Here is a 20,975-nt window from a genome sequence, read left to right as displayed (position 1 = left end):
CGTGAGAAGCGAACGCCGGCTCGGCCGCCTCTTCTGGAAGTTGCTGTTCGCCATCGTCATGAGCATGGTGCTGGCGATCAGCGCCATGACGGGCTACCTGTATCTCACCGGCCACGAGGCACCGCCGCCGCCCGAAGGCATGCCGATGTGGGGCCCGGTGCCGGTGGTGCCGTTCCTGGCGGTCACCGGTGCCGTGCTGTTGATCAGCCTGCTGTTCGCGTGGTATCTGTCGCGCCCGCTGCGTCACCTGAGCTGGGCGATGGACCGCTTCGCGGAGGGCCGCCTCGATACCCGGGTCGGGCCGCTGATGAGCGGCCGGCGCGACGAGATCGCCGACCTCGCGCACGACTTCGACCGCATGGCCGCGCGGATCGAGCAGCTGGCGCAGGCCAACCGCGCGCTGATGCACGACATCTCCCACGAGTTGCGCTCGCCGCTGACCCGGCTCCAGGCGGCGATCGGCTTGCTGCAACAGGACCCGGCGCAGGCGGTCGCGATGATCGAGCGCATCATGCTCGAGAGCGAGCGGCTGGACATGCTGATCGAGGAGCTGCTGACCCTGCACCGCCTGGATGCCGGGCCAAATGGCGTGCCGCAGCAGCGCATCGACGTCATCGAGCTGCTGCAGGCCATTGCCGACGACGCGGACTTCGAGGCCCGCGCATCGCAGCGCACGCTGTGCCTGGACGCGTCGGGCAGCTTCGTCATCGTGGCGCACGGCGAGCTCGTCTACCGGGCTTTCGAGAACGTCATCCGCAACGCCCTGAAGTTCAGCCCGCCCGGCAGCCGGATCGAGGTGGACGCGCGCATCGCCGAAGGCGGCAGGATGCTCGTCACCACCGTGCAGGACCGCGGCCCCGGCGTGCCTGCGGGAATGCTGCAGGCCATCTTCGAGCCGTTCACGCGAGTCGAGGGCAGCGAATCGGTGAGCGGCACGGGCCTCGGCCTCGCGATCGCGCGGCGCGCGATGCTGCTGCATGGCGGCACCGTGGAGGCCACCCTGCGCGAAGGGGGCGGGCTCGTCGTCACGCTGGCGCTGCCGGTGCGCAACTGAAGACGCGGCTGCAAGGCTGCGCCGGCCTTTGCAGTTCTTGACGTATCCGGAGGTCCCTTTACGGCGCGGTCCGCGACATTCGAGCCATACCCGTCCGTCCTCACGCACGAGGATACGGGCAGCTCGGAAGAGGCGAACATGAACGAAACGGATGCGTACTGGACAGGCGGGCAACCTCCGGATGGAGACCGTTGGTCCTGCGCCGACTTCGGCGCGGTGCTGGACGATGCCGAGACGAGGCTGGCGCTGTTCCGCATGTACGGGCGCTACGTCAGGCGATGGAACGACATCGAACCCGGCATCCATCAGGTACATGGCGCGAAAGTTCTCGCCGCCGACGGCCGCTTCGTACTGCACGGCCGGCCGGACAGCCGGTCCCACTGGATACTGGAGATCGTCTTTGCACGCGGCTTCAGGGTCTTCCATCCGTGCAGCATGGGCCGCAACGCCATGCGCTCCACCGCGGACATGCGAGGCGTCCACCTGCACTGGTCCGGCAGCGGCAGGCAGGCATTCGGGCACTGGATGAGCGCGGAACAGGCTCCTCGATCCCGCTGGCCTGCCCGATGGGCCGGCCGATGGTGCGCGCGGACCTGAGGCTTTGCACTTCTTGACGCACGTGGACGCCGCTTGACGGTCGAGCCGTCCGCCCCGGCGGAACGAATGGCTTCAGTGCTCCACGACCACGTCTGCCATGGGCCTGCGCCACTTGGCATCGATCCTTGCCTCCGCGGCCCGGTAGCCCAGTGCGATGACCACCGGGATGACCGTCGCGCGAGGCAGCCCGAGGATTCCGGCGACCTTCGGGGCCGAGAAGCCTTCCATCGGACAGGAGTCGATCCCGCTGGCCGATGCAGCCAGCATGAGCGTCTGGGCTGCAAAGGCGGCATTGCGGGCAGCCCAGGCGCGGCTGCCCAGGTGTCCGATGGGCAGGAGCGAGAGGCTGGGCCTGAGGAGCGCGGCGATCGACACGAGCGGCGTCCAGATCGGCCAGGAGCCCAGCCCGAGGACGCGATCGAACATCCGCATCTGGCCGCGGTGATAGTTCTTGCCGTGCTCGGTGAAGTCGCTCGATCCCTCGATGTGAGTCCGTTGCAGGGCCACGGTGCCGAGCGCGATCTCGCGACCCGCCTCGATGACCACCAGCGTCGGCGCCGAGCTGGCCGCGCGTTGGCCGTTGCAAGCGGCAGCGATCCTTGCCTTCACGCCCGGGTCCCGGACCCAGTGCAGCCTGTAGGGCTGCAGGTTGCCGCTGGAGGGCGCCTGGGTGGCCTCGGACAGCAGGGCCCTGACCTGTTCCTCGGGGATCGGGTTGCCATCGAAGTCCCTGATGGCTCGGCGACGGCGGTTCAGGTCCTGAAACGCGGCCCACGATAAAGAAATGTCTTGCTTCTGCATGGAGAAATACTAAGCTTTTGCTTTGTTATTCGATACTCGCATTCGGAGCCGCGCTTGAAAACGAAGAAGCCATCGGTGACTCCCCGGAAAACACCGCGCCAGGAGCGTTCGCGCGCCACGGTGGATGCCATAACGCAAGCTGCTACTTACATTCTGGTGAAGCGCGGATGGGACAAGCTGAGCACCAATGCGATCGCGGAGCGCGCCGGCGTCAACATCAGCTCGCTCTACCAGTATTTCCCGAACAAGGAGGCGATCGTCGCCGAGCTGGAGCGCCGCCACGTGGCCCAGGCACGGCAAACGCTGGCGAACGCGCTCTCGCAGCTACCCGCCCAGCGCTCGCTGCGCGATGCGCTCGGCGTCCTCGTGCAGTCGATGGTGGACGAGCACAAGATCGCTCCAGCCGTCCACCGGGCGATCGCCGAGGAACTGCCGCGATCGGTCAGGTGCGTGCGGCGCGATGGCAGCCCCGTCGACCAGCGGCTGCTGCAAGCGCTGCGCCCCTACATGAAGAACGTTCCGGACCCCGAATTCGCACTTCAGATCGGGCTCGTGGCGGCGCACGCTGTGATCCACGAGAACGCCTCGCACCGGCCCGAAGTTCTGGCGCGGGCGGACTTTGTGCAGGAGATCGTGGCGCTCCTGGAGGGATACCTCGCGCGTCGGCGCTGAGGCGCGTTCGGGCGCTGCGTGCCGAGGTCGCCGACAAGGTGCGTTCCGAACCTCGCGGGGAGGCCGTTCCTGGCATAGGTGCGGGATCGACTTCGCCTGAGCCTCAGTCGTGCATCAGTTCCTGCACCAGGGCACGCAGGATCCCTATCGCCGGCGCCTCGGTGCGCCGGCGCAGCGTCACGATGCCGAAGCGGGCCACGCCCAGGAGCGATGGCTCCATCTTCAGCTCGACGAGGTCGGGCGCCGCGGCGCGGATGGACAGCAGCACCGCATCGCTGCGACGAGCCACTTCGACCAGGCTCGGAATCTCCTCGCACTGAACGTTGACGCAATGCGCGGGATGCGCCTGCGGCCCATAGGCCTCGACCAGCATGCGGGCCACCTCGTCGCTCAAGGGGATGGAGGCGATCGGATAGCGCTGCACGGCCTCGAAGCTCACGCCCTTGCGCAGCCGCGTGAGCGGATGGCCGCGGCGGCACATGAAGGTTCCGCGCATCTCGCTCACCAGGCTCACATTCAGGTCGGGCGCGGGCTTGAGCGAGCGCGCATCCACCACCAGCGCATCAAGTGTGCGCTCGCGCAACGCCTGGGCCAGCAGATCGGTGCCGCCGCGCGCCACCGCCACGCGCATCTTCGGATGCCGCGTCGCCATATGCAGGAGGAACGGCGTCATCAGCATGGCCCCCGGCCCCGAGCCCAGTCCGATACGGAACACGCCGCTCTCCCCCTCGCGCAGCCTGCGGCCGCTGTCGCGCAGTTCGTCGGCCTCGAACACCAGCTCGCGCGCGCGCTCCAGCACCTCGCGCCCGAAGGCCGTGAGCTCGTTGCGCCGGCCGATGCGGTCGACCAGCGGCATGCCCAGTTCGTCCTCGAGCGCACGCACGCTGCGGCTGAGCGCCGGCTGCGTCAGGTGCAGGTCCAGCGCGGACTTGCTGAAGGAACCGGTCTGGGCCAGGGAGATCAGGTGTCGGAGCTGGACCAGTTTCACGGCGCACGCCCTCGGGATGGATACATTGCATTCATGCTAATGCATCCAACAATGCATTGGACGTTCGATTTGCCGGCTCCTAGGATTCGTCCGCATCCGGCCTACCGAGCCGGCATCCCTTCAGGAGTTCCGATGGCCTCGTTGTACCGACGTCCGCTTCTTCTCTGTTGCGCCTTGCTGATGGCCGCCGGCCTTGCAAGCGCCCAGGGCTATCCGACCAAACCCGTCAACCTGATGGTTCCCTATCCGGCCGGCGGCCCGTCGGACGCTGCGGCGCGCATCTTCACCGCGCCACTGGGCAAGGAACTGGGCCAGCAGGTGATCGTGGAAAACCTGGGCGGCGTGAGCGGCGCCATGGGGGCGCAGAAGGTGCTGGCGGCGCCGGCCGACGGCTACTACATCTTCCAGGGCTCGCCCAACGAGGTGATCCTCGCGCCGCTGGCCAACGCGGCGGTCAAGCTCAGGACCGAGGACTTCCGCCTGGTGCATCCGGTGTCCGACGCGGTGATGGTCTTCGTCGCCCGCAAGGATCTGCCGGCCGACAGCGTGGACGAACTGATCGCGCTGGCCCGCAAGTCGGCCGACAAGCCGCTCTCGTATGGCAGCGTGGGCATCGGCTCGCTCTACCACCTGATCCTTGAAAAGGTGCAGCAGGACGCCGGCATCAAGCTGGTGCACGCGCCCTACAAGGGCAACGCGCCGCTGCTGCAGGACATTGGTGGGGGCCAGGTCGACTTCGCGGTGCTGGTCTACAGCGCCGCCATGGGCGCGCTGGCCGAGCAGGGCCGGCTCAAGGTCATCGGCCAGCTCGGTGCGCAGCGCTCGGAGCTGCTGAAGAACGTGCCGACCGCGAGCGAAGGCAAGGAACTCAAGAACTTCGCATACAAGATCTGGAGCGGCTTCATGGTGCCGAAGAACACGCCTGAAGAGGTGGTGCAGAAACTGCACAAAGCCATCGGCGCGACATTGAAGGACCCGGGCGTGCGCACGCAGCTCGCGGCCCAGACCCAGGTCGTCGCGGCGCCGATGACGCTGGCCGAGTCGGCGAGGTTCTTCGAGGCGGAAACCGCGCGCTACCGCGAGATCGCCAAGTCCATCCACCTGCAACCCCAGTGAAGCGACACCCATGAACACCACCCTCCTCGACGATCTGCACGCGCAGGCCGATGCGTTCATCGACATCCGGCGCGACATCCATCGCCATCCCGAACTCGGCTTCGACGAACACCGCACCTCGGCCCTGGTCGCCGAGCGGCTGGAGGCCTGGGGCTATGCGGTGGAGCGCGGCCTCGGCGGCACCGGCGTGGTCGGCCGGCTGGTGCGCGGCAGCGGCGAGCGCCGCCTGGGGCTGCGTGCCGACATGGATGCACTGCCCATCGACGAAGCCACCGGGCTCGACTACGCGAGCGAGCACGGCGGCGTGATGCATGCCTGCGGCCACGACGGCCACACTGCCATGCTGCTCGCCGCTGCGCATCACCTGGCCGAGCGCGGCCGCTTCAACGGGACGCTGAACCTGATCTTCCAGCCGGCCGAAGAAGGCGGCGGCGGCGCGTTGCGCATGATCGAACAGGGCCTGTTCGACAAGTACCCCTGCGACGCCATCTTCGCGATGCACAACATGCCGGGCCTGCCGCAGGGCCGTCTGGCGTTGCGCGAGGGCGCGGCGATGGCTTCGTCCGACTACGCGACGGTCACGCTCACCGGCATCGGCGGCCACGGCGCCATGCCGCATCGGGCGGCCGATCCGATCGTGGCCGCGGCCAGCATCGTGATGGCGCTGCAGACCGTCGTGTCGCGCAACATCGATCCGCTGCAGATGGCGGTGGTGACGGTGGGTGCCGTGCACGCCGGCAAGGCCAACAACGTGATCCCGCAAAGCGCCACGCTGGAACTCAGCGTGCGCGCACTCGATCGCGGCGTCCGCCAGCACCTGGAAGAGCGCATCAAGGCCCTGATCGCGGCGCAGGCCGAAAGCTTTGGCGTGAAGGCGCAGATCGACTGGCGCGCGGGCTACGCGGTGCTGGTCAACACGCCCGAGGAAACCGCCTTCGCGCGCGAGGTCGCGCTGGAACTGCTGGGCCCGGAGCACGTCACGCTGCAGGCCCTGGCGGTGCCCGGCAGCGAGGATTTCGCTTTCATGCTGGAGCGCGTGCCTGGCAGCTACCTGCTGATCGGCAACGGCGAAGGCGACAGCCATGGTGCATGCATGGTGCACAACCCTGGCTATGACTTCAACGACGGCAACGTCGCGGTCGGTGCGGCTTACTGGGTGCTGCTGACCGAGCGCTTCTTGAACTAACGGCAGACCGCGCTCGTTGTTGCCCTGGACCGCTTGGACATGGGGTTGGCCGAGGAAGGCGCGCCACTGCACCGAACCGGGGCCCACGAAGGCGTGGCATGAGAGGAGCACGAGCGCCCACCCAGGTACGCAGGCAGAGCATTGGGCTGCCACCAAAACTGCTAGCGCCACCAAAGAAAAAGCCCTTGCAAGTCATTGACTCGCAAGGGCTTCTAAGCTTGGCGGAGTGGACGGGACTCGAACCCGCGACCCCCGGCGTGACAGGCCGGTATTCTAACCAACTGAACTACCACTCCTGGTAGACAACGTTCACTCCTTGCGGAGCCAAGTGCTGACGACTTGTGCCTGATTCACTTGCGTGAAACTGGCGACCCTACGGGGATTCGAACCCCGGTAGCCACCGTGAAAGGGTGGTGTCCTAGGCCTCTAGACGATAGGGTCAAAACCTTGGACGTGCTGCGATCAGCATCTCTAACCTTCTCGACACTTTGATGGTGGAGGTAAACGGGATCGAACCGATGACCTCTTGCATGCCATGCAAGCGCTCTCCCAGCTGAGCTATACCCCCGTGTGGGTGTCGAGCCTCGAATTATAGCCCGATTTTTCAGGCCTTTTTCAATCGCTCGATAACTTTTTCGCGGGAAAAAATTTCGAGCACTGAATCGAGGGACGGTGTCTGCGATGTTCCCATCACAAGCACTCGTACTGGCATCGCCAACACCGGCATTTTCAATGCATGTGCGGCGAGAACTTCCTTGATGGTAACTGCGATTGAGGCCTTATCCCAGGTCACGCCCATCAATTTTTCAACGAGTGTTGCAATCGCGGGCTTCACTGCATCGGTGATGTGCTGCGCGCGATCGGCTTCGGTCACGTCGATGTCCGCATAGAACGCGGCGGCCCACCCTGCCAGCGCCACCGTGGTGTCGCAACGGTCCTTGAACAGCGCGCAGATCGCAGACAAACGTTCATCGGCGACGATGCCGCGCTTTTGCAACTGTGCTGCAACAAGCGGGGCGAGCTCGTCGCCGCTCTTCGCCTTGATGTACTGCGCATTCACCCAAGCAAGCTTTGCCGCGTCCCACTGCGCGGGGCTCTTCGACAAGTGCGAGCCGTCGAACCAGCTCACCATCTGTTCGCGCGTGAAGAGCTCGTCGTCGCCGTGGCTCCAGCCGAGGCGCGCGAGGTAGTTGAGCATGGCCTCGGGCAGGTAGCCGTTCTCTTCGTAGGCCGTGACACTCACCGCGCCGCGGCGCTTCGAGAGCTTCTGTCCATCGTCGCCCAGGATCACGGGCACATGGCCGAACTGGGGCAGCGGTGCACCGAGTGCGCGGAAGATGTTGATCTGCCACGGCGTGTTGTTGATGTGCTCGTCGCCGCGGAACACGTGCGTGATGCTCATGTCCCAGTCGTCGACCACGACCGCGAAGTTGTAGGTGGGCACACCGTCGGGCCGCAGGATGATGAGGTCGTCGATCTCGCGGTTGTTGATGGTGATCTCGCCCTTGACGAGGTCGTTCCACGTCACGTCGCCTTCGGGCGGATTGCAGAAGCGCACCACCGGCGGCACGCCTTCGGGCACGGGCGGCAGCACCTTGCCCGGCTCGGGGCGCCAACGGCGGTCGTACAGCGTCTTCTCGCCGCGTGCACGCTGCGCCTCGCGCATCTCGTCGAGCTCGGCCGGCGTGCAGTAGCAGTGGTAGGCGGTGCCGGCCGCGAGCATCTGCGCGATGACTTCGCGGTAGCGCTCGAGGCGCTGCATCTGGTAGATGGGGCCTTCGTCGTAGTCGAGGCCAAGCCAGTGCATGGAAGCGAGGATCTGGTCAGTGGAGTCCTGCGTGGAGCGGGCCACGTCGGTGTCCTCGATGCGCAGCACGAACTCGCCGCCATGGTGGCGCGCATAGGCCCATGAGTAGAGGGCCGTGCGTGCCGTGCCCAGATGAAGGAAACCCGTGGGGGATGGTGCGATGCGGGTGCGTACTTTGCCGGTCATTTCGTTATCGTGGATTCAGGGTGCTCAGGCCGCGCGCAATGTCGGCCTTGATGTCGTCGGCGTGCTCGAGGCCGACCGCGAGGCGGATCAGCCCCTGGCCGATGCCGGCCGCCTGGCGCTGCGCTTCGGTGAGGCGGCCATGCGAGGTGGTGCCGGGGTGCGTGATGATGGTCTTCACGTCACCGAGGTTGGTGGCAAGGCTCACCACGCGCGTGCTGTTCATGACATGGAAGGCATTGGCGCGCGCCGTCTCGGGCGAGTCGCCGACCACGTCGAACGACACCACCGCGCCGCCCTGCCCCGACTGCTGCTGCATCGCCAGCTCGTGCTGCGAATGCGAGGCGAGCCCGGGATAGTAGACGCGTGCAACGCCCGGCTGCTTCTCGAGCCATTGAGCGATGTCCATCGCGTTCGCGCAATGCGCCTTCATGCGGATGCCGAGCGTCTCGATACCCTTGAGCACGACCCACGCATTGAACGGCGCCAGCGCCATGCCGGCGGTGCGCACGATGGGCCCGAACACGTCGACGATGAGCTTCGAGGGACCGCAGATCGCGCCCGCCATCACGCGGCCCTGGCCGTCGAGGTGCTTGGTGCCCGAGTGGATGACGAGGTCGGCGCCCAGCGCCGCCGGACGCTGCAGGATCGGCGTGCAGAAGCAGTTGTCGACCGCCAGCAGCGCGCCCGCCGCATGCGCCACATCGGCCAGCGCGCGGATGTCGCAGACCTCGGTCAGCGGGTTGGTCGGCGTCTCGGCAAACAGCAGCTTGGTATTGGGCTTCACGGCTGCGCGCCATTCGGCCACGTCGGTCTGCGACACGAAGGTGGTCTCGACGCCGAACTTGGCGAACTCCTTGCCGAACAGGTTCAGCGTGGAGCCGAACACCGAGCGCGAGCAGACCACATGGTCGCCGGCCTTCAGCAGGCCCATGCACATCATGAGGATCGCGCCCATGCCGGTCGAAGCGCCGATCGCAGCTTCCGTACCTTCGAGCGCTGCGATACGCTGCTCGAAACTGGTCACGGTCGGATTCGAGGTGCGCGAGTAGGTGAAGCCCGGCTCGGTGCCCGCGAAACGGCGCATCGAGGTTTCGGCGTCGGGCTGCACGAAGCCGCTGGTCAGGAAGAGCGCGTCGGAATGCTCGCCGTACTGGCTCGGCGCGAGCCCGGTACGCAGCGCGAGCGTCTCCGGATGCAGCCCGGGCGGCAATGTTCGTTCTTCGTCGGTCACTTCGTCTGCTCTCACTCGCTGAGGTTGGGAAGCGCGAGGCGCGAAGAATCCTCTTCGGTCTCTTCGATGCGGGGACGGTTGCCGTTCATGCGCGAGATGGCCTCGGTGTCGATGTCGCCGGTCACGTACACGCCGTCGAAGCACGATGCGTCGAAGCCGTCGAGCTTGGGGTTGAGCGAGCCGATCGCGCGCTTCATGGCATCGACGTCCTGGTAGATCAGCGCGTCGCAGCCGATAAGTTCGCGGATCTGCTCGACCGTGCGGTCGTGCGCCACCAGTTCGCCCTTGGTCGGCATATCGATGCCGTAGACGTTGGGGTAGCGCACCGGCGGCGCGGCGCTGGCCAGGTAGACCTTGCGCGCGCCGGCGTCACGCGCCATCTGCACGATTTCCTGGCTGGTGGTGCCGCGCACGATCGAGTCGTCGACCAGCAGCACGTTGCGGCCCTTGAATTCGCTGGCGATCACGTTGAGCTTCTGGCGCACCGACTTCTTGCGCACGCCCTGCCCCGGCATGATGAAGGTGCGGCCCACGTAGCGGTTCTTCACGAAGCCTTCGCGGTACGGCACGCCCAGCAGGTGCGCGAGCTGCGTGGCGCTCGGGCGGCTCGACTCGGGGATCGGGATGATCACATCGATCTGGTTCGGCGGCACGGTCGAGACCACGCGCTTGGCCAGCGTTTCGCCGAGGTTCAGGCGCGCCTGGTAGACCGAGATCCCGTCGAGCACGGAGTCCGGACGCGCGAGGTACACGAATTCGAAGATGCAGGGGTTCAGCGTGGGCGACTCGGCGCACTGCATCGAGTGCACCTTGCCTTCGAGGTCGATGAACACGGCTTCGCCCGGGGCGATGTCACGCTCGAACACATGGCCCGAGCCTTCGAGCGCGACCGATTCGCTGGCCACCATCACGGCGCCATCGGCGCTGCGGCCCATGCACAGCGGGCGGATGCCGTAGGGGTCACGGAAGGCGAGCAGACCGTGGCCGGCAATGAGCGACACCACGGCGTACGAGCCGCGCAGGCGCTTGTGCATGTTCTTGACCGCGGCGAACACTTCGGCCGGGTGCAGCGGCACCCCGCGCGACGAGCGTTCGAGTTCGTGTGCCAGCACGTTGAGCAGCACTTCGGAATCGCTCTCGGTGTTGGTGTGGCGGTGGTCGGTGGAAAACAGCTCCGCGCGCAGCGCATGCGCGTTGGTCAGGTTGCCGTTGTGCACGAGCACGATGCCGAACGGCGCGTTCACGTAGAAGGGCTGCGCCTCTTCCTCGCTGTAGGCATTGCCGGCGGTCGGGTAGCGCACCTGGCCCAGGCCCACGCTGCCCGGCAGCGCGCGCATGTTGCGCGTGCGGAACACGTCGCGGACCATGCCCTTGGCCTTGTGCATGAAGAACTTGCGTTCCAGCAAGGTCACGATGCCGGCCGCATCCTGGCCGCGGTGCTGCAACAGCAGCATCGCGTCATAGAGCAGCTGATTGACGGGTGCGTTGCTGACAACGCCGACGATTCCACACATGAACGATTCCTCTCAGGGCAGGTAGCTTGCCAACTTTTCAGGCAGCGCGGGTTTCAGGCCCTGCAATGCCGCATCGAGAACAATGGCGCTGCGCGATTCGTGCCACCAGGCACTGTCGCTCAACACCAGCAAATGAACAACGACGGCCAGCACGAGCAGGGCCACCGCACCCCGCGCCGCACCGAACGCCGCTCCCAGAATCCGGTCCACCGGCCGCAGACCCACGACCGTGATCAACTTGCGCGTGAGCGCTGCCACCAGGCCCACGCCGAACACCACCGCCACGAAGACCAGCACGAAGGCCAGCGGATAACGCCACGCCCCCTGCGGATCGCCGAACGGCAGCCATGCCGCCACGCCGGAAGCCAGCCACTGGGCGGCGATGAAAGCCGCCACCCAGCCGATCAGCGAAATCACTTCGAACACCAGCCCGCGCATCAGGCCGAACAGCATCGACACCCCGATGAGCGCGACGGCGATCCAGTCGAGCAAGGCCACGGCAACAGCAGGCGACAGCTCTTACAACGTGAGGATCGCAGCCGCCAAAGACAAGCCCTTGACCTTTTCCGCCGCGCGGTCGGCCTCGGCACGCGAACCGAAGGGGCCCACACGCACACGCGTGCGCTGCTCGCCGTCGGCCGTCTTGGCCACGTGCACGTAGGTCTTGAGGCCGGCCTTCTCGAGCTTCTGGCGCACTTCGCGCGCCTTGTCGGCATCGGCGAAAGCGCCGACCTGCACCACGAAGCGGCCGCTTTCATCGGCGGCGGGCTTCGGCGCGGCAGCCGTCGCGACGGGCTTGCCTTCGAGCAGCGCGCGGGCACGGGCAGCATCGCCCGAGTCGGCCGGCTTGGGCTTCGCTTCGGGCTTGGGTTCGGGCTTCGGCTTGGGCTCGGGTTTGGGTTCCGGCTTGTGTTCGGGCTTGGCCTCCGGCTTGTGTTCAGGTTTGGCCTCGGGCTTGGGCTCCGGCTTGGGCTTCGGCTCCGGCTTGGGCTCGGCGGCCGCGACGGGCGGCGTGCTGGGCACGGGCCTGCCGGATTCGATCACCGTGCCGTCGGCGGTCTCGGTGATCATGCCGCCGGACGACGCCGAAGCCACGCGCGAACTGCTGCCGCTGTCGGGCGCTGCCGGCGCGCTGCTCGTGGTGGGCGCCGGTGCAGCGGGCACGGGCAGTGGCTTGACCTTGTTGCGGTCGGGAATCTCGATGGGAATGTCGACCGACACGGGGCGCGGCTGCGTATCGAACAGCAGCGGAAAACCGATCACGCCGAGCAGCACCAGCACCGCTGCGCCGAGCAACCGGTGGCGTGCACGCCGACGCATGGTTTCGACACTTTCCGCGGGGACGGCGGCTGGGGCGCTGCGTCCTTCGTTGCCTTGCGGGCCGCGCGTGCGGAACTTGAAAAACGCCATGAAGTTCGATCCCTGAAGGAGTGCAGCGAGGTGGTGCCAGATGGTGTGGACAGCCCGACGATCAGCCGCCTGGCAGCAGGTGTTTGGCTTGCAGCCGGGGGGTGCCGTTTTCGAGCACGCCACCCACGGTGAAGAACGATCCGAAGAGCACGATTCTATCAGCGGGCCCCGCCTGCTCGATGGCTGCGCGCAACGCTTCCATCGGGCCCGCGTGCACGCTGCCCGAGGCGTCGGTGCGCGTGTTCTGCGCCTGCCAGCTGGCCAGCAGGTCGGCGGCCTTGGCGGCGCGCGGCGTGGGCAGGTCGGTGAAGTACCAGCGGTCGATCAGCGGCCCGATGCGCGCGAGGATCGGTGCGAGGTCCTTGTCGGCCATCACGCCGAATACGCCGTGCGTGGTGGGATAGAAGCCCATCGCGTCGAGGTTCTCGGCCAGCGCGGCCACGGCATGGGCGTTGTGCGCCACGTCGAGCACCAGCGCGGGCTCGCCCGGCACGATCTGGAAGCGGCCCGGCAACTCGACCATCGCGAGCCCGTTGCGCACGGCCTGCGCGGTGATCGGCAACTGCGGCCGCAGGGCTTCGAGCGCCGCGAGCACGCCGGCCGCATTGATGAGCTGGTTGGCCCCGCGCAGCGCCGGGTAGGCCAGCCCGCTGTAGCGCCGGCCACGACCCGACCAGCCCCACTGCTGCTTGTCGCCCGACACGTTGAAGTCGGTCCCGAAGCGCCAGAGGTCGGCGCCGATCGCGTTCGCATGGTCGATCACGCTCTGCGGCGGCATCGGGTCGCTCACGATGGCGGGCTTGCCCGGCCGCATGATGCCGGCCTTCTCGAAGCCGATGCTTTCGCGGTCGGGCCCGAGGTATTCCATGTGGTCGAGGTCGATGCTGGTGATGACCGCGCAGTCGGTGTCGATGATGTTGACCGCGTCGAGCCGCCCTCCCAGGCCGACCTCGAGAATCGCCACGTCGGGCTTTTCCTCGGTCATGCAATGCAGGATGCCGAGCGTCGTGAACTCGAAGTAGGTCAGGCTCATGTCGCCGCGCGCCTTTTCCACCACTTCGAAACTTGCTATCAGTTTGGAAGCATCGACGGCTTCGCCCTTGAGCCGCAGGCGCTCTTCGAAGCGCACGAGGTGCGGCGAGGTGAACACCGCCGTGCGATAGCCCGCGTGCGTCAAGATCGATTCGAGCATGGCGCAGGTCGAGCCCTTGCCGTTCGTGCCCGCCACCGTGATCACGGGGCAGCCGAAGCGCAGGCCGAGGCGCTGCGCCATTTCCTTGGCGCGCTCGAGCCCGAGTTCAATGTTCTTGGGATGGAGGTGCTCGGCGCGCGCGAGCCAGTCGTTAAGGGTTTCCATGGAGGCCGGCATTGTCGCCGACTGGCCGCCCAGGGCATCATCGCGGGCATGACAACCCTATACGGCATTCCGAACTGCGACACCGTCAAGCGCGCCCGCGCCTGGCTCGATGAACATGGCGTGGCCTACACCTTCCACGATTTCAAGAAACAGGGCGTGCCCGAGGCCGAGCTCGACCAGTGGCTGAAAAAGCCCGGATGGGAGGCCCTGGTCAACCGCAAGGGCACTACCTGGCGCAAGCTGGACGACGCCACCCGCGAGGGCGTGGTCGATGCCGGCTCGGCCCGCGCCGTGCTGCTGGCCAACCCCAGCCTGATCAAGCGGCCGGTGGTCAACTGGGGGGCGAAAAAACCCGTTACGACAGGGTTCGACGCCGACGCCTGGGCTGTCAACGCCGTGTAAACGCCGGAACCCGGCCTGCCTGCCCGGCCTCCAACCCCGATCTGCAGGAGAAACACACCATGAATACGCATGTTTTTCGCACCCTCGCCGGGATTTCCGCGGCCGCAGCCTTGGCCGCCGGCACCGGGCTCGTGCACGCCCAGCAGAACCAGGTGGTCCAGGCCCGCGTGATCTCCGCCACGCCGATCCGCGAAACGACCGGCAGCGACGTCAACTACAACGTCACGTATGAATACAACGGCCGCCAGTACACCACCCGCATGAACAGCCGGCCCGGTGCAACCATTTCGATTCAGGCCAGCGCCTACGGCGTGACGACCTCGCCGGTGGCGCCGCAGCCGCAGTTGCAGCCCTATCCGGTCGAGGCCGATAGCGGCAATGGCTATCCGCAGTACAGCGGCTCGCCATGGGACAACGTGGTGCCCGAGCCGGGCGTGGTCGTCTCCAACGCCCCCGCGCCGGTCTACCAGCCGGCACCGGTGTATGCCGCCCCCGTCTACGTCCAGCCGGCCTACCCGTACCCCTATGCCTATCCATACGTCTATCCGCCGGTCGGCTTCTCGCTGAACCTCGGCTATTCGCGCGGCTGGGGCGGTGGCTATTACCGCGGCTGGGGTGGCGGATACCGCGGCTGGCACCGCTGAGCCGCTAGGCCGGCGGCCCAGGCCGCCCGAGCCCCTAAAATCGAGGACTTTTCCAACCCTTGACGGATGCGCCGCTGGTGCGGTGCGTCCTCGATTTGCCGACCGCTCCCGCGCCGGCGCCATCCAATGACGACGACTACCGACACTCTCAACAGCGCCGCAGTGGCCACCAAGGCCAATGTGTACTTCGATGGCAAATGCGTGAGCCACAGCCTCACGCTGGCGGACGGCACGAAGAAATCGGTCGGCGTGATCCTGCCGTCCACCCTCACCTTCAACACCAGCGCGCCTGAAATCATGGAAGGCACCGGCGGCAGCTGCGAATACCAGCTCGCGGGCAGCACCGAATGGATCGCCTCGGGTCCGGGCCAGAAATTCAACGTGCCGGGCAACTCGAGCTTCCAGATCCGCGTGGCCGGCGAGCCCTACAGCTACATCTGCCACTTCGGCTGAAACCGGACCTCCTGACATGTCGACCATCCTCCAAAACGTACCCGCCGGCCAGAAGGTCGGCATCGCCTTCTCGGGCGGCCTGGACACCAGCGCAGCGCTGCACTGGATGAAGCTGAAGGGCGCCGTCCCCTACGCCTACACCGCCAACCTCGGCCAGCCCGACGAGCCCGACTACGACGAGATTCCGCGCAAGGCGATGCTCTACGGCGCCGAGAACGCCCGCCTGATCGACTGCCGCGTGCAGCTCGCCAACGAAGGCATCGCCGCGCTGCAGGCCGGCGCCTTCCACGTGACCACCGCCGGCGTCACCTACTTCAACACCACGCCGCTGGGCCGCGCGGTGACGGGCACGATGCTGGTGTCGGCCATGAAGGAAGACGACGTCCACATCTGGGGCGACGGCAGCACTTACAAGGGCAACGACATCGAGCGCTTCTACCGCTACGGCCTGCTCACCAACCCCAACCTGAAGATCTACAAGCCCTGGCTCGACCAGGTCTTCATCGACGAGCTGGGCGGCCGCGCCGAGATGTCGGCGTTCATGCAGAAGGCCGGCTTCGCCTACAAGATGTCGGCCGAGAAGGCCTACTCGACCGACTCGAACATGCTCGGCGCCACGCACGAGGCCAAAGACCTCGAGCACCTGAACAGCGGCATCCAGATCGTGCAGCCCATCATGGGCGTGGCCTTCTGGAAGGACGAAGTCGAAGTGAAGCGCGAGACCGTCTCGGTGCGCTTCGAAGAAGGCGTACCCGTTGCGCTGAACGGCGTGCGCTACTCGAACCTGGTCGACCTGATCCTCGAAGCCAACCGCATCGGCGGTCGCCACGGCCTGGGCATGAGCGACCAGATCGAGAACCGCATCATCGAGGCCAAGAGCCGCGGCATCTACGAGGCGCCCGGCCTCGCGCTGCTGTTCATCGCCTACGAGCGCCTCGTCACCGGCATCCACAACGAAGACACCATCGAGCAGTACCGCGACAACGGCCGCAAGCTCGGCCGCCTGCTGTACCAGGGCCGCTGGTTCGACCCGCAGGCCATCATGCTGCGCGAGACGGCGCAACGCTGGGTGGCGCGCGCCATCACCGGCGAAGTGACGGTCGAGCTGCGCCGCGGCAACGACTACTCGATCATGAACACCGAGTCGGCCAACCTCACGTACAAGCCCGAGCGCCTGAGCATGGAAAAGGTCGAAGGCGCGTTCACGCCGCTGGACCGCATCGGCCAGCTCACGATGCGCAACCTCGACATCGTCGACACGCGCGAGAAGCTCGCGATCTACACGCAGGTCGGCCTGCTGTCGTCGAGCGAAGGCGCTTCGCTGCCGAAGCTGGCCAACGACGGCGACGCGAACTGATCGCCGCGCCCTGCCTCCCGGAGGCAGAAACGCCAACGGGCCCTTTCGGGCCCGTTTTTCTTTGGCGCGCCGACAGGGTATCAGTCGCCGCCGCCTCCACCGCAGCCGCCGCCGCAACCGCCTCCGCAGTCGGACGAGCCGCCGCCATCGCTGGAGCCGCCATCGCCGCCACTGCTGCTCGATTCGCTGCCGCCGAACCCACCGGCATCGCCCGCACTGCCGCCATCCGACGATGACGATTCCCCGAAGCTGGTGCCGCACTGGGCGTCGGAGCCGATGTGCCGCTCGACCGCCCGGCAGTCAGGCACATAGTGGAAGCCGCCCGCAATGGCGAACTTGATGTCCAGCGCAAACAGCAGTGGCAGCCGCGCCGGCTTGCGCGGGTCGATGCTCTCCTCCTTGCAGGCCCAGTACCAGGTGCGGCGCAGGCCGTCGTTGCGCCGGGCATCCTTGCCCAGCACCTCGGCCGGACTGTGGTGCAGCATGGCGCCGAAGGCCGCCTTGCACCAGTTCTGGTAGCCCTGCGTGTGCAGGATGAACTCGTGCCACGCCGTGTCGACCACCTTCGATGGCATGGCGACGAACTTGCGGTCGCTGCGCAGGTGCGACATGAAGAACTGGCGCAGGCCGCGCAGCACCAGCTCGGCGTCGCGCCGGCTCAGTTGCGGATGCGCCTCGCGCAGCTTGCCGATGAGGAACGGCGGCAGCCGGGCCTCGCGGATGAACTGGCGGCGCAGGCTGGTTTCGAGGAACTTGAGCACCGCCGAGAACAGCAGCGCCACCACGATCACGGCCACCACAGAGCCCCAGCGGCGCGAACCCAGGAACACGGCGGCCAGCGCGACGAGCGGCACCGCGCGCCGGGCCCACACGAGGGCGCCGATGCGGCGGCGGAAATTCAGGTGCAGGAAGTCGAGATCCATGCCGTCAGACCACCACCGGTTCCGGCTCCAGCCGGATGCCGAAGCGCTCGTACACGCTGGTCTGGATGGCCTTGGCCAGGGTCATCACCTCGCCGCCCGTCACCGGGTTCTCGTGGCCGCCGCGGTTGACCAGCACCAGCGCCTGCCGCTCGTACACGCCGGCATTGCCCACCGACTTGCCCTTCCAGCCGCAGGCGTCGATGAGCCAGCCGGCCGCAAGCTTGATGCTGCCGTCGGCCATCGGGTAGTGCACGATCTTCGGATCACGCGCAATGATGTCGGCGCACTGCTCGGGTGTGACCGTCGGGTTCTTGAAGAAGCTGCCGGCGTTGCCCAGCACGCGCCAGTCGGGCAGCTTGGCGCGGCGGATGGCGCAGATCCAGTCGAAGATGTCCTGGGCGTCCGGCGTGAAGTTGCCGGTTTCTTCCATCTTGCGCTCCAGGTCGAGGTAGCCGACCACGGCCTTCCACGGCTTGGGCAAACGGAATCGCACCCGGGTGATCACCGCGCGTCCGGCCAAGCCGAAGTCGTTCGGGCCGCTGCGCACGTGCTTGAACACCGAATCGCGATAGCCGAAGGCGCACTGCGCGGCGTCGAGCATGAAGCTGCGGCCCGTTTCCAGGTCGTAGGCGTCGAGCGATTCGAAGCGGTCCTGCAGTTCGACCCCGTAGGCGCCGATGTTCTGCACCGGCGAGCCGCCCACCGTGCCCGGAATCAGCGCCAGGTTTTCGAGCCCCGGGTAGCCGCTGCGCACCATCCATTCGACGGCGTCGTGCCAGTTCTCGCCGGCACCGGCCTCGACGATCCAGGCGCGCGGAGTTTCTTCCACCAGCCGCAGGCCCTTGATCTCTATCTTCAGCACCAGCGGCTTGACGTCGCCCGTGAGCACGATGTTGCTGCCGCCGCCCAGCACGAAACGGGGCGCATCGCGCCATGCCTCGTCGGCATGCAGCGCGACCAGGTCGGCCTCGCTGGCGATGCGCACCAGATGCTGCGCACGCGCGACGATGCCGAAGCTGTTGTAGGGCTGCAGCGGGACGTTGGACTCCACGATCATGGGAGAATTGTCGCATCCAGCACAAGTGAATTCAGGAGAGAGTCCATGCCGTCCTTCGATACCGTCTGCGAGCCCAACCTGCCCGAGGTGAAAAACGCGGTCGAGAACACCGCCAAGGAAATCGGCACGCGCTTCGATTTCAAGGGCACGGCCGCCGCCGTCGAGCTCAAGGACAAGGAGATCACCATGATCGGCGACGCCGAGTTCCAGCTCGTGCAGGTCGAAGACATCCTGCGCAGCAAGCTCACCAAGCGCAGCGTCGACGTGCGCTTCCTCGACAAGGGCGACGTCCAGAAGATGGGCGGCGACAAGGTCAAGCAGGTCATCAAGATCAAGAGCGGCATCGAGAGCGAGCAGGCCAAGAAGATCACCCGCATCGTCAAGGACAGCAAGCTGAAGGTGCAGGCCGCGATCCAGGGCGATGCGGTGCGCATTACCGGCGCCAAGCGCGACGATCTCCAGGCCGCCATGGCCCTCATCAAGAAGGACGTGCCGGACATGCCGCTCACGTTCAACAATTTCCGCGACTGAGCCCGCCCGCATGAAAGCGCTCGTCGTCGCAGCGCAGCTGCTGGCTGCCGCTGCCGTGGCGCATGCCGCCGGCTCGGTCACCCTGACCGGCAGCATCGGCAGCCGCGCCATCCTGATCGTGAACGGCAACCCGCCCAAGACCGTCGCGGTTGGCGAGAGCTACCAGGGCGTGAAACTGGTGTCGCTGCAGGCCGAGCAGGCCGTGGTCGAACTCGATGGCAAGCGCATCAATCTGCGCATGGACACGCCGGTCAGCATCGGTGGCGGGGGCGGAACAGGCGGTGGGGGCAGCCGCGTCGTGCTGTCGGCAGATAGCCGCGGGCATTTCATGACACAGGGCGCCATCAACGGCCGGCCCGTCACTTTCATGCTCGACACAGGCGCCACGTCGATCGCACTGTCGGCCGACGATGCCCTGCGCATCGGGCTCGACTACAGCAAGGGCCAGCGCGTCGTGATGAACACCGCCAACGGGCAGGCACAAGGCTACCGGCTGCGCTTGCAATCGGTGCGCGTGGGCGACGTCGAGGTCTACGACATCGACGCCATCGTCTCGCCGCAGGCCATGCCCTTCGTGCTGCTGGGCAACAGCTTCATCAATCGCTTCTCGATGCGGCGCGACGCGGACCAGATGGTCCTCGAAAAACGCTATTGAAGCCCCGGTGTCAGGCCTGCGCGGCCGTCACCACGATCTCGATCTTGTAGGCCGCATTGGCCATCTTGGCCTGCACGGTCGCGCGCGGCGGCGTATTGCCGGCCGGAATCCACGCGTCCCACACCTCGTTCATGGCGGTGATGTCGGTGATGTCCGCCAGGAATATCTGCGTCATGAGGATGCGCGACTTGTCGCTGCCGGCCTCGGCCAGCAGGCGGTCGACCATGCCCAGCACCTGCGCGGTCTGGCCGCGGATGTCCTGCGCGGTGTCGTCGGGCACCTGGCCCGCGAGGTAGACGGTACCGTTGTGCACAGCCGTCTCCGAGAGGCGGGGGCCGACGTGGAAGCGGGTGAGGGAAGCCATGGTGTTTTCAAGCCTTTTTCTTCGAGCCGAGTTTCGACTCCGTGCCGGCCGCGAGCCGGCGGATGTTTTCGCGGTGCCGCCAGATCAGCAGCAGACTCATGACGATGATCGCAATCAGCACCGTGCGGTCGAGTGGCCACGCAATGCCGCCGCCAATCAGATAGTAGGCCGGCGCAAAGAAGGCGGCCGCCAGCGACGACAGCGACGAGTAACGAAAGAAGACCGCGACGATCAGCCACGTGGCGCCGGTCGCCAGCCCCAGCCAGGGCGCGATGCCCACCAGCACGCCCGCCGCGGTGGCCACGCCCTTGCCGCCCTGGAAGCCGAAGAACACCGGGTAAAGGTGGCCGAGGAACGCAGCCAGGCCGGCCAGGGCAGCGACGCCCTCCCCCAGCCCCCACTGCGCGCCGAAATGCCGGATGACGAACACCGGCACCCAGCCCTTGAGCGCATCGAGCAGCAGAGTGGCCAACGCCGCGCCTTTGTTGCCCGAGCGCAGCACGTTGGTGGCGCCGGGGTTCTTGCTGCCATAGCTGCGCGGATCGGCCATGCCGAGCGCCTTGCTCACGATGACCGCGAAGGACAGCGAGCCGATCAGGTACGACGCCACGATGGCGATGAGGGAAGGCAAGTTGAAACTCAAGGCGGCGCTCCGCGGGGATGGTTGTTG

The 20,975-nt window shown here is 66.7% G+C and carries 23 protein-coding genes and 3 tRNA genes; 11 read left to right on the top strand and 15 right to left on the bottom strand.

The genetic code is table 11. The annotated features are described in order from the left end of the window. Position 1: 1 nt before the first annotated feature. Positions 2-1,054, top strand: coding sequence for a sensor histidine kinase (locus ASD05_RS07560; RefSeq protein WP_235507895.1), 1,053 nt, complete (start codon positions 2-4; stop codon positions 1,052-1,054). Positions 1,055-1,192: 138 nt separating this feature from the next. Further along, positions 1,193-1,651, top strand: a complete 459-nt coding sequence (locus ASD05_RS07555; protein WP_157610016.1) for a hypothetical protein — start codon at positions 1,193-1,195, stop codon at positions 1,649-1,651. Between the two features lie 72 nt (positions 1,652-1,723). Here ASD05_RS07555 and ASD05_RS07550 read toward each other — a convergent pair whose 3' ends face one another. After that, entirely contained in the window at positions 1,724-2,452 is a 729-nt protein-coding gene (locus tag ASD05_RS07550; RefSeq protein ID WP_056589815.1) for a nitroreductase family protein, read from the bottom strand. A gap of 54 nt (positions 2,453-2,506) precedes the next feature. Here ASD05_RS07550 and ASD05_RS07545 point away from each other — a divergent pair, with 54 nt between their 5' ends. Beyond that, entirely contained in the window at positions 2,507-3,124 is a 618-nt protein-coding gene (locus ASD05_RS07545; RefSeq protein ID WP_235507894.1) for a TetR/AcrR family transcriptional regulator, read from the top strand. Positions 3,125-3,227: 103 nt separating this feature from the next. Here ASD05_RS07545 and ASD05_RS07540 read toward each other — a convergent pair whose 3' ends face one another. After that, entirely contained in the window at positions 3,228-4,112 is an 885-nt protein-coding gene (locus ASD05_RS07540) for a LysR family transcriptional regulator (RefSeq protein ID WP_056589812.1), read from the bottom strand. Positions 4,113-4,244: 132 nt separating this feature from the next. On the opposite strand from ASD05_RS07540, the gene ASD05_RS07535 reads away from it, so the two are divergent. Both ASD05_RS07535 and ASD05_RS07530 read left to right on the top strand, forming a co-directional pair. Beyond that, positions 4,245-5,228 (top strand): tripartite tricarboxylate transporter substrate binding protein, encoded by a 984-nt coding sequence (locus ASD05_RS07535; protein WP_056589809.1) that lies wholly within the window; start codon positions 4,245-4,247, stop codon positions 5,226-5,228. 10 nt (positions 5,229-5,238) lie between these two features. Then, positions 5,239-6,414, top strand: a complete 1,176-nt coding sequence (locus tag ASD05_RS07530) for a M20 aminoacylase family protein (protein WP_056589805.1) — start codon at positions 5,239-5,241, stop codon at positions 6,412-6,414. A gap of 219 nt (positions 6,415-6,633) precedes the next feature. Here the strand turns inward: ASD05_RS07530 and ASD05_RS07525 are convergent. The 9 genes from ASD05_RS07525 to folC all read right to left on the bottom strand — a co-directional run bounded on the left by ASD05_RS07525 (position 6,634) and on the right by folC (position 13,931). After that, positions 6,634-6,710, bottom strand: a tRNA-Asp gene (locus ASD05_RS07525). 69 nt (positions 6,711-6,779) lie between these two features. Beyond that, positions 6,780-6,855, bottom strand: a tRNA-Glu gene (locus tag ASD05_RS07520). 51 nt (positions 6,856-6,906) lie between these two features. Further along, positions 6,907-6,982: transfer RNA gene (locus ASD05_RS07515), tRNA-Ala, on the bottom strand. A 36-nt stretch (positions 6,983-7,018) separates the two neighbouring features. Further along, positions 7,019-8,407: a glutamate--tRNA ligase gene (gltX, locus tag ASD05_RS07510; RefSeq protein ID WP_056589803.1), complete on the bottom strand. Its 1,389-nt coding sequence runs from the start codon at positions 8,405-8,407 to the stop codon at positions 7,019-7,021. A gap of 4 nt (positions 8,408-8,411) precedes the next feature. Beyond that, complete coding sequence (locus ASD05_RS07505; RefSeq protein WP_056589800.1) at positions 8,412-9,638, bottom strand: O-succinylhomoserine sulfhydrylase; 1,227 nt, start codon at positions 9,636-9,638, stop codon at positions 8,412-8,414. 11 nt (positions 9,639-9,649) lie between these two features. Then, positions 9,650-11,152 (bottom strand): amidophosphoribosyltransferase, encoded by a 1,503-nt coding sequence (gene purF, locus ASD05_RS07500; RefSeq protein ID WP_056589797.1) that lies wholly within the window; start codon positions 11,150-11,152, stop codon positions 9,650-9,652. Between the two features lie 12 nt (positions 11,153-11,164). Next, the gene (locus tag ASD05_RS07495) at positions 11,165-11,650 is read right to left on the bottom strand and encodes a CvpA family protein (protein WP_007835514.1); all 486 of its coding nucleotides are present in this window, start codon (positions 11,648-11,650) and stop codon (positions 11,165-11,167) included. A 21-nt stretch (positions 11,651-11,671) separates the two neighbouring features. Next, the gene (locus tag ASD05_RS07490) at positions 11,672-12,562 is read right to left on the bottom strand and encodes an SPOR domain-containing protein (RefSeq protein WP_056589794.1); all 891 of its coding nucleotides are present in this window, start codon (positions 12,560-12,562) and stop codon (positions 11,672-11,674) included. Positions 12,563-12,623: 61 nt separating this feature from the next. After that, on the bottom strand, positions 12,624-13,931 hold the full coding sequence (gene folC / locus ASD05_RS07485) for a bifunctional tetrahydrofolate synthase/dihydrofolate synthase (RefSeq protein ID WP_056589791.1): 1,308 nt from the start codon (positions 13,929-13,931) through the stop codon (positions 12,624-12,626). A 36-nt stretch (positions 13,932-13,967) separates the two neighbouring features. Here folC and ASD05_RS07480 point away from each other — a divergent pair, with 36 nt between their 5' ends. The 4 genes from ASD05_RS07480 to argG all read left to right on the top strand — a co-directional run bounded on the left by ASD05_RS07480 (position 13,968) and on the right by argG (position 16,775). Further along, positions 13,968-14,321: an ArsC family reductase gene (locus ASD05_RS07480; RefSeq protein WP_056519447.1), complete on the top strand. Its 354-nt coding sequence runs from the start codon at positions 13,968-13,970 to the stop codon at positions 14,319-14,321. 59 nt (positions 14,322-14,380) lie between these two features. Next, a complete protein-coding gene (locus tag ASD05_RS07475; RefSeq protein WP_056589789.1) occupies positions 14,381-14,965 on the top strand; it encodes a hypothetical protein in 585 nt (194 codons plus the stop codon). A gap of 126 nt (positions 14,966-15,091) precedes the next feature. After that, on the top strand, positions 15,092-15,418 hold the full coding sequence (locus tag ASD05_RS07470) for a pyrimidine/purine nucleoside phosphorylase (protein ID WP_056589786.1): 327 nt from the start codon (positions 15,092-15,094) through the stop codon (positions 15,416-15,418). A 16-nt stretch (positions 15,419-15,434) separates the two neighbouring features. Continuing rightward, on the top strand, positions 15,435-16,775 hold the full coding sequence (gene argG / locus ASD05_RS07465) for an argininosuccinate synthase (RefSeq protein WP_056589783.1): 1,341 nt from the start codon (positions 15,435-15,437) through the stop codon (positions 16,773-16,775). An 80-nt stretch (positions 16,776-16,855) separates the two neighbouring features. Here the strand turns inward: argG and ASD05_RS30345 are convergent, their stop codons facing one another. Together ASD05_RS30345 and murB are read right to left on the bottom strand one after the other, a co-directional pair. Continuing rightward, on the bottom strand, positions 16,856-17,698 hold the full coding sequence (locus ASD05_RS30345; protein WP_056589780.1) for a glycine-rich domain-containing protein: 843 nt from the start codon (positions 17,696-17,698) through the stop codon (positions 16,856-16,858). A 4-nt stretch (positions 17,699-17,702) separates the two neighbouring features. Further along, entirely contained in the window at positions 17,703-18,755 is a 1,053-nt protein-coding gene (gene murB / locus ASD05_RS07455; RefSeq protein WP_056589777.1) for a UDP-N-acetylmuramate dehydrogenase, read from the bottom strand. 45 nt (positions 18,756-18,800) lie between these two features. Here murB and ASD05_RS07450 point away from each other — a divergent pair, with 45 nt between their 5' ends. Further along, entirely contained in the window at positions 18,801-19,286 is a 486-nt protein-coding gene (locus ASD05_RS07450; protein WP_056589774.1) for a YajQ family cyclic di-GMP-binding protein, read from the top strand. A 10-nt stretch (positions 19,287-19,296) separates the two neighbouring features. After that, the gene (locus ASD05_RS07445) at positions 19,297-19,941 is read left to right on the top strand and encodes a TIGR02281 family clan AA aspartic protease (RefSeq protein WP_056589772.1); all 645 of its coding nucleotides are present in this window, start codon (positions 19,297-19,299) and stop codon (positions 19,939-19,941) included. Between the two features lie 10 nt (positions 19,942-19,951). On the opposite strand, the gene ASD05_RS07440 is transcribed toward ASD05_RS07445, so the two are convergent. Together ASD05_RS07440 and plsY are read right to left on the bottom strand one after the other, a co-directional pair. Continuing rightward, positions 19,952-20,305, bottom strand: a complete 354-nt coding sequence (locus tag ASD05_RS07440; RefSeq protein ID WP_056589770.1) for a RidA family protein — start codon at positions 20,303-20,305, stop codon at positions 19,952-19,954. Between the two features lie 7 nt (positions 20,306-20,312). After that, positions 20,313-20,948, bottom strand: a complete 636-nt coding sequence (plsY, locus tag ASD05_RS07435; RefSeq protein ID WP_056589767.1) for a glycerol-3-phosphate 1-O-acyltransferase PlsY — start codon at positions 20,946-20,948, stop codon at positions 20,313-20,315. Positions 20,949-20,975: the final 27 nt, after the last annotated feature.

This window comes from Variovorax sp. Root434 (assembly GCF_001426595.1).
GTDB lineage: Bacteria > Pseudomonadota > Gammaproteobacteria > Burkholderiales > Burkholderiaceae_C > Variovorax.
This window is presented reverse-complemented; position numbering and strand designations above follow the sequence as displayed.

Coding starts and splice junctions, on each gene's coding strand:
- ASD05_RS07555 (WP_157610016.1), top strand. CDS start 1,193: ATGAACGAAACGGATGCGTACTGGACAGGCGGGCAACCTCCGGATGGA.
- ASD05_RS07550 (WP_056589815.1), bottom strand. CDS start 2,452: ATGCAGAAGCAAGACATTTCTTTATCGTGGGCCGCGTTTCAGGACCTG.
- ASD05_RS07535 (WP_056589809.1), top strand. CDS start 4,245: ATGGCCTCGTTGTACCGACGTCCGCTTCTTCTCTGTTGCGCCTTGCTG.
- ASD05_RS07530 (WP_056589805.1), top strand. CDS start 5,239: ATGAACACCACCCTCCTCGACGATCTGCACGCGCAGGCCGATGCGTTC.
- gltX (WP_056589803.1), bottom strand. CDS start 8,407: ATGACCGGCAAAGTACGCACCCGCATCGCACCATCCCCCACGGGTTTC.
- purF (WP_056589797.1), bottom strand. CDS start 11,152: ATGTGTGGAATCGTCGGCGTTGTCAGCAACGCACCCGTCAATCAGCTG.
- ASD05_RS07490 (WP_056589794.1), bottom strand. CDS start 12,562: ATGGCGTTTTTCAAGTTCCGCACGCGCGGCCCGCAAGGCAACGAAGGA.
- folC (WP_056589791.1), bottom strand. CDS start 13,931: ATGCCGGCCTCCATGGAAACCCTTAACGACTGGCTCGCGCGCGCCGAG.
- ASD05_RS07480 (WP_056519447.1), top strand. CDS start 13,968: ATGACAACCCTATACGGCATTCCGAACTGCGACACCGTCAAGCGCGCC.
- ASD05_RS07475 (WP_056589789.1), top strand. CDS start 14,381: ATGAATACGCATGTTTTTCGCACCCTCGCCGGGATTTCCGCGGCCGCA.
- ASD05_RS07470 (WP_056589786.1), top strand. CDS start 15,092: ATGACGACGACTACCGACACTCTCAACAGCGCCGCAGTGGCCACCAAG.
- argG (WP_056589783.1), top strand. CDS start 15,435: ATGTCGACCATCCTCCAAAACGTACCCGCCGGCCAGAAGGTCGGCATC.
- ASD05_RS30345 (WP_056589780.1), bottom strand. CDS start 17,698: ATGGATCTCGACTTCCTGCACCTGAATTTCCGCCGCCGCATCGGCGCC.
- murB (WP_056589777.1), bottom strand. CDS start 18,755: ATGATCGTGGAGTCCAACGTCCCGCTGCAGCCCTACAACAGCTTCGGC.
- ASD05_RS07450 (WP_056589774.1), top strand. CDS start 18,801: ATGCCGTCCTTCGATACCGTCTGCGAGCCCAACCTGCCCGAGGTGAAA.
- ASD05_RS07445 (WP_056589772.1), top strand. CDS start 19,297: ATGAAAGCGCTCGTCGTCGCAGCGCAGCTGCTGGCTGCCGCTGCCGTG.
- ASD05_RS07440 (WP_056589770.1), bottom strand. CDS start 20,305: ATGGCTTCCCTCACCCGCTTCCACGTCGGCCCCCGCCTCTCGGAGACG.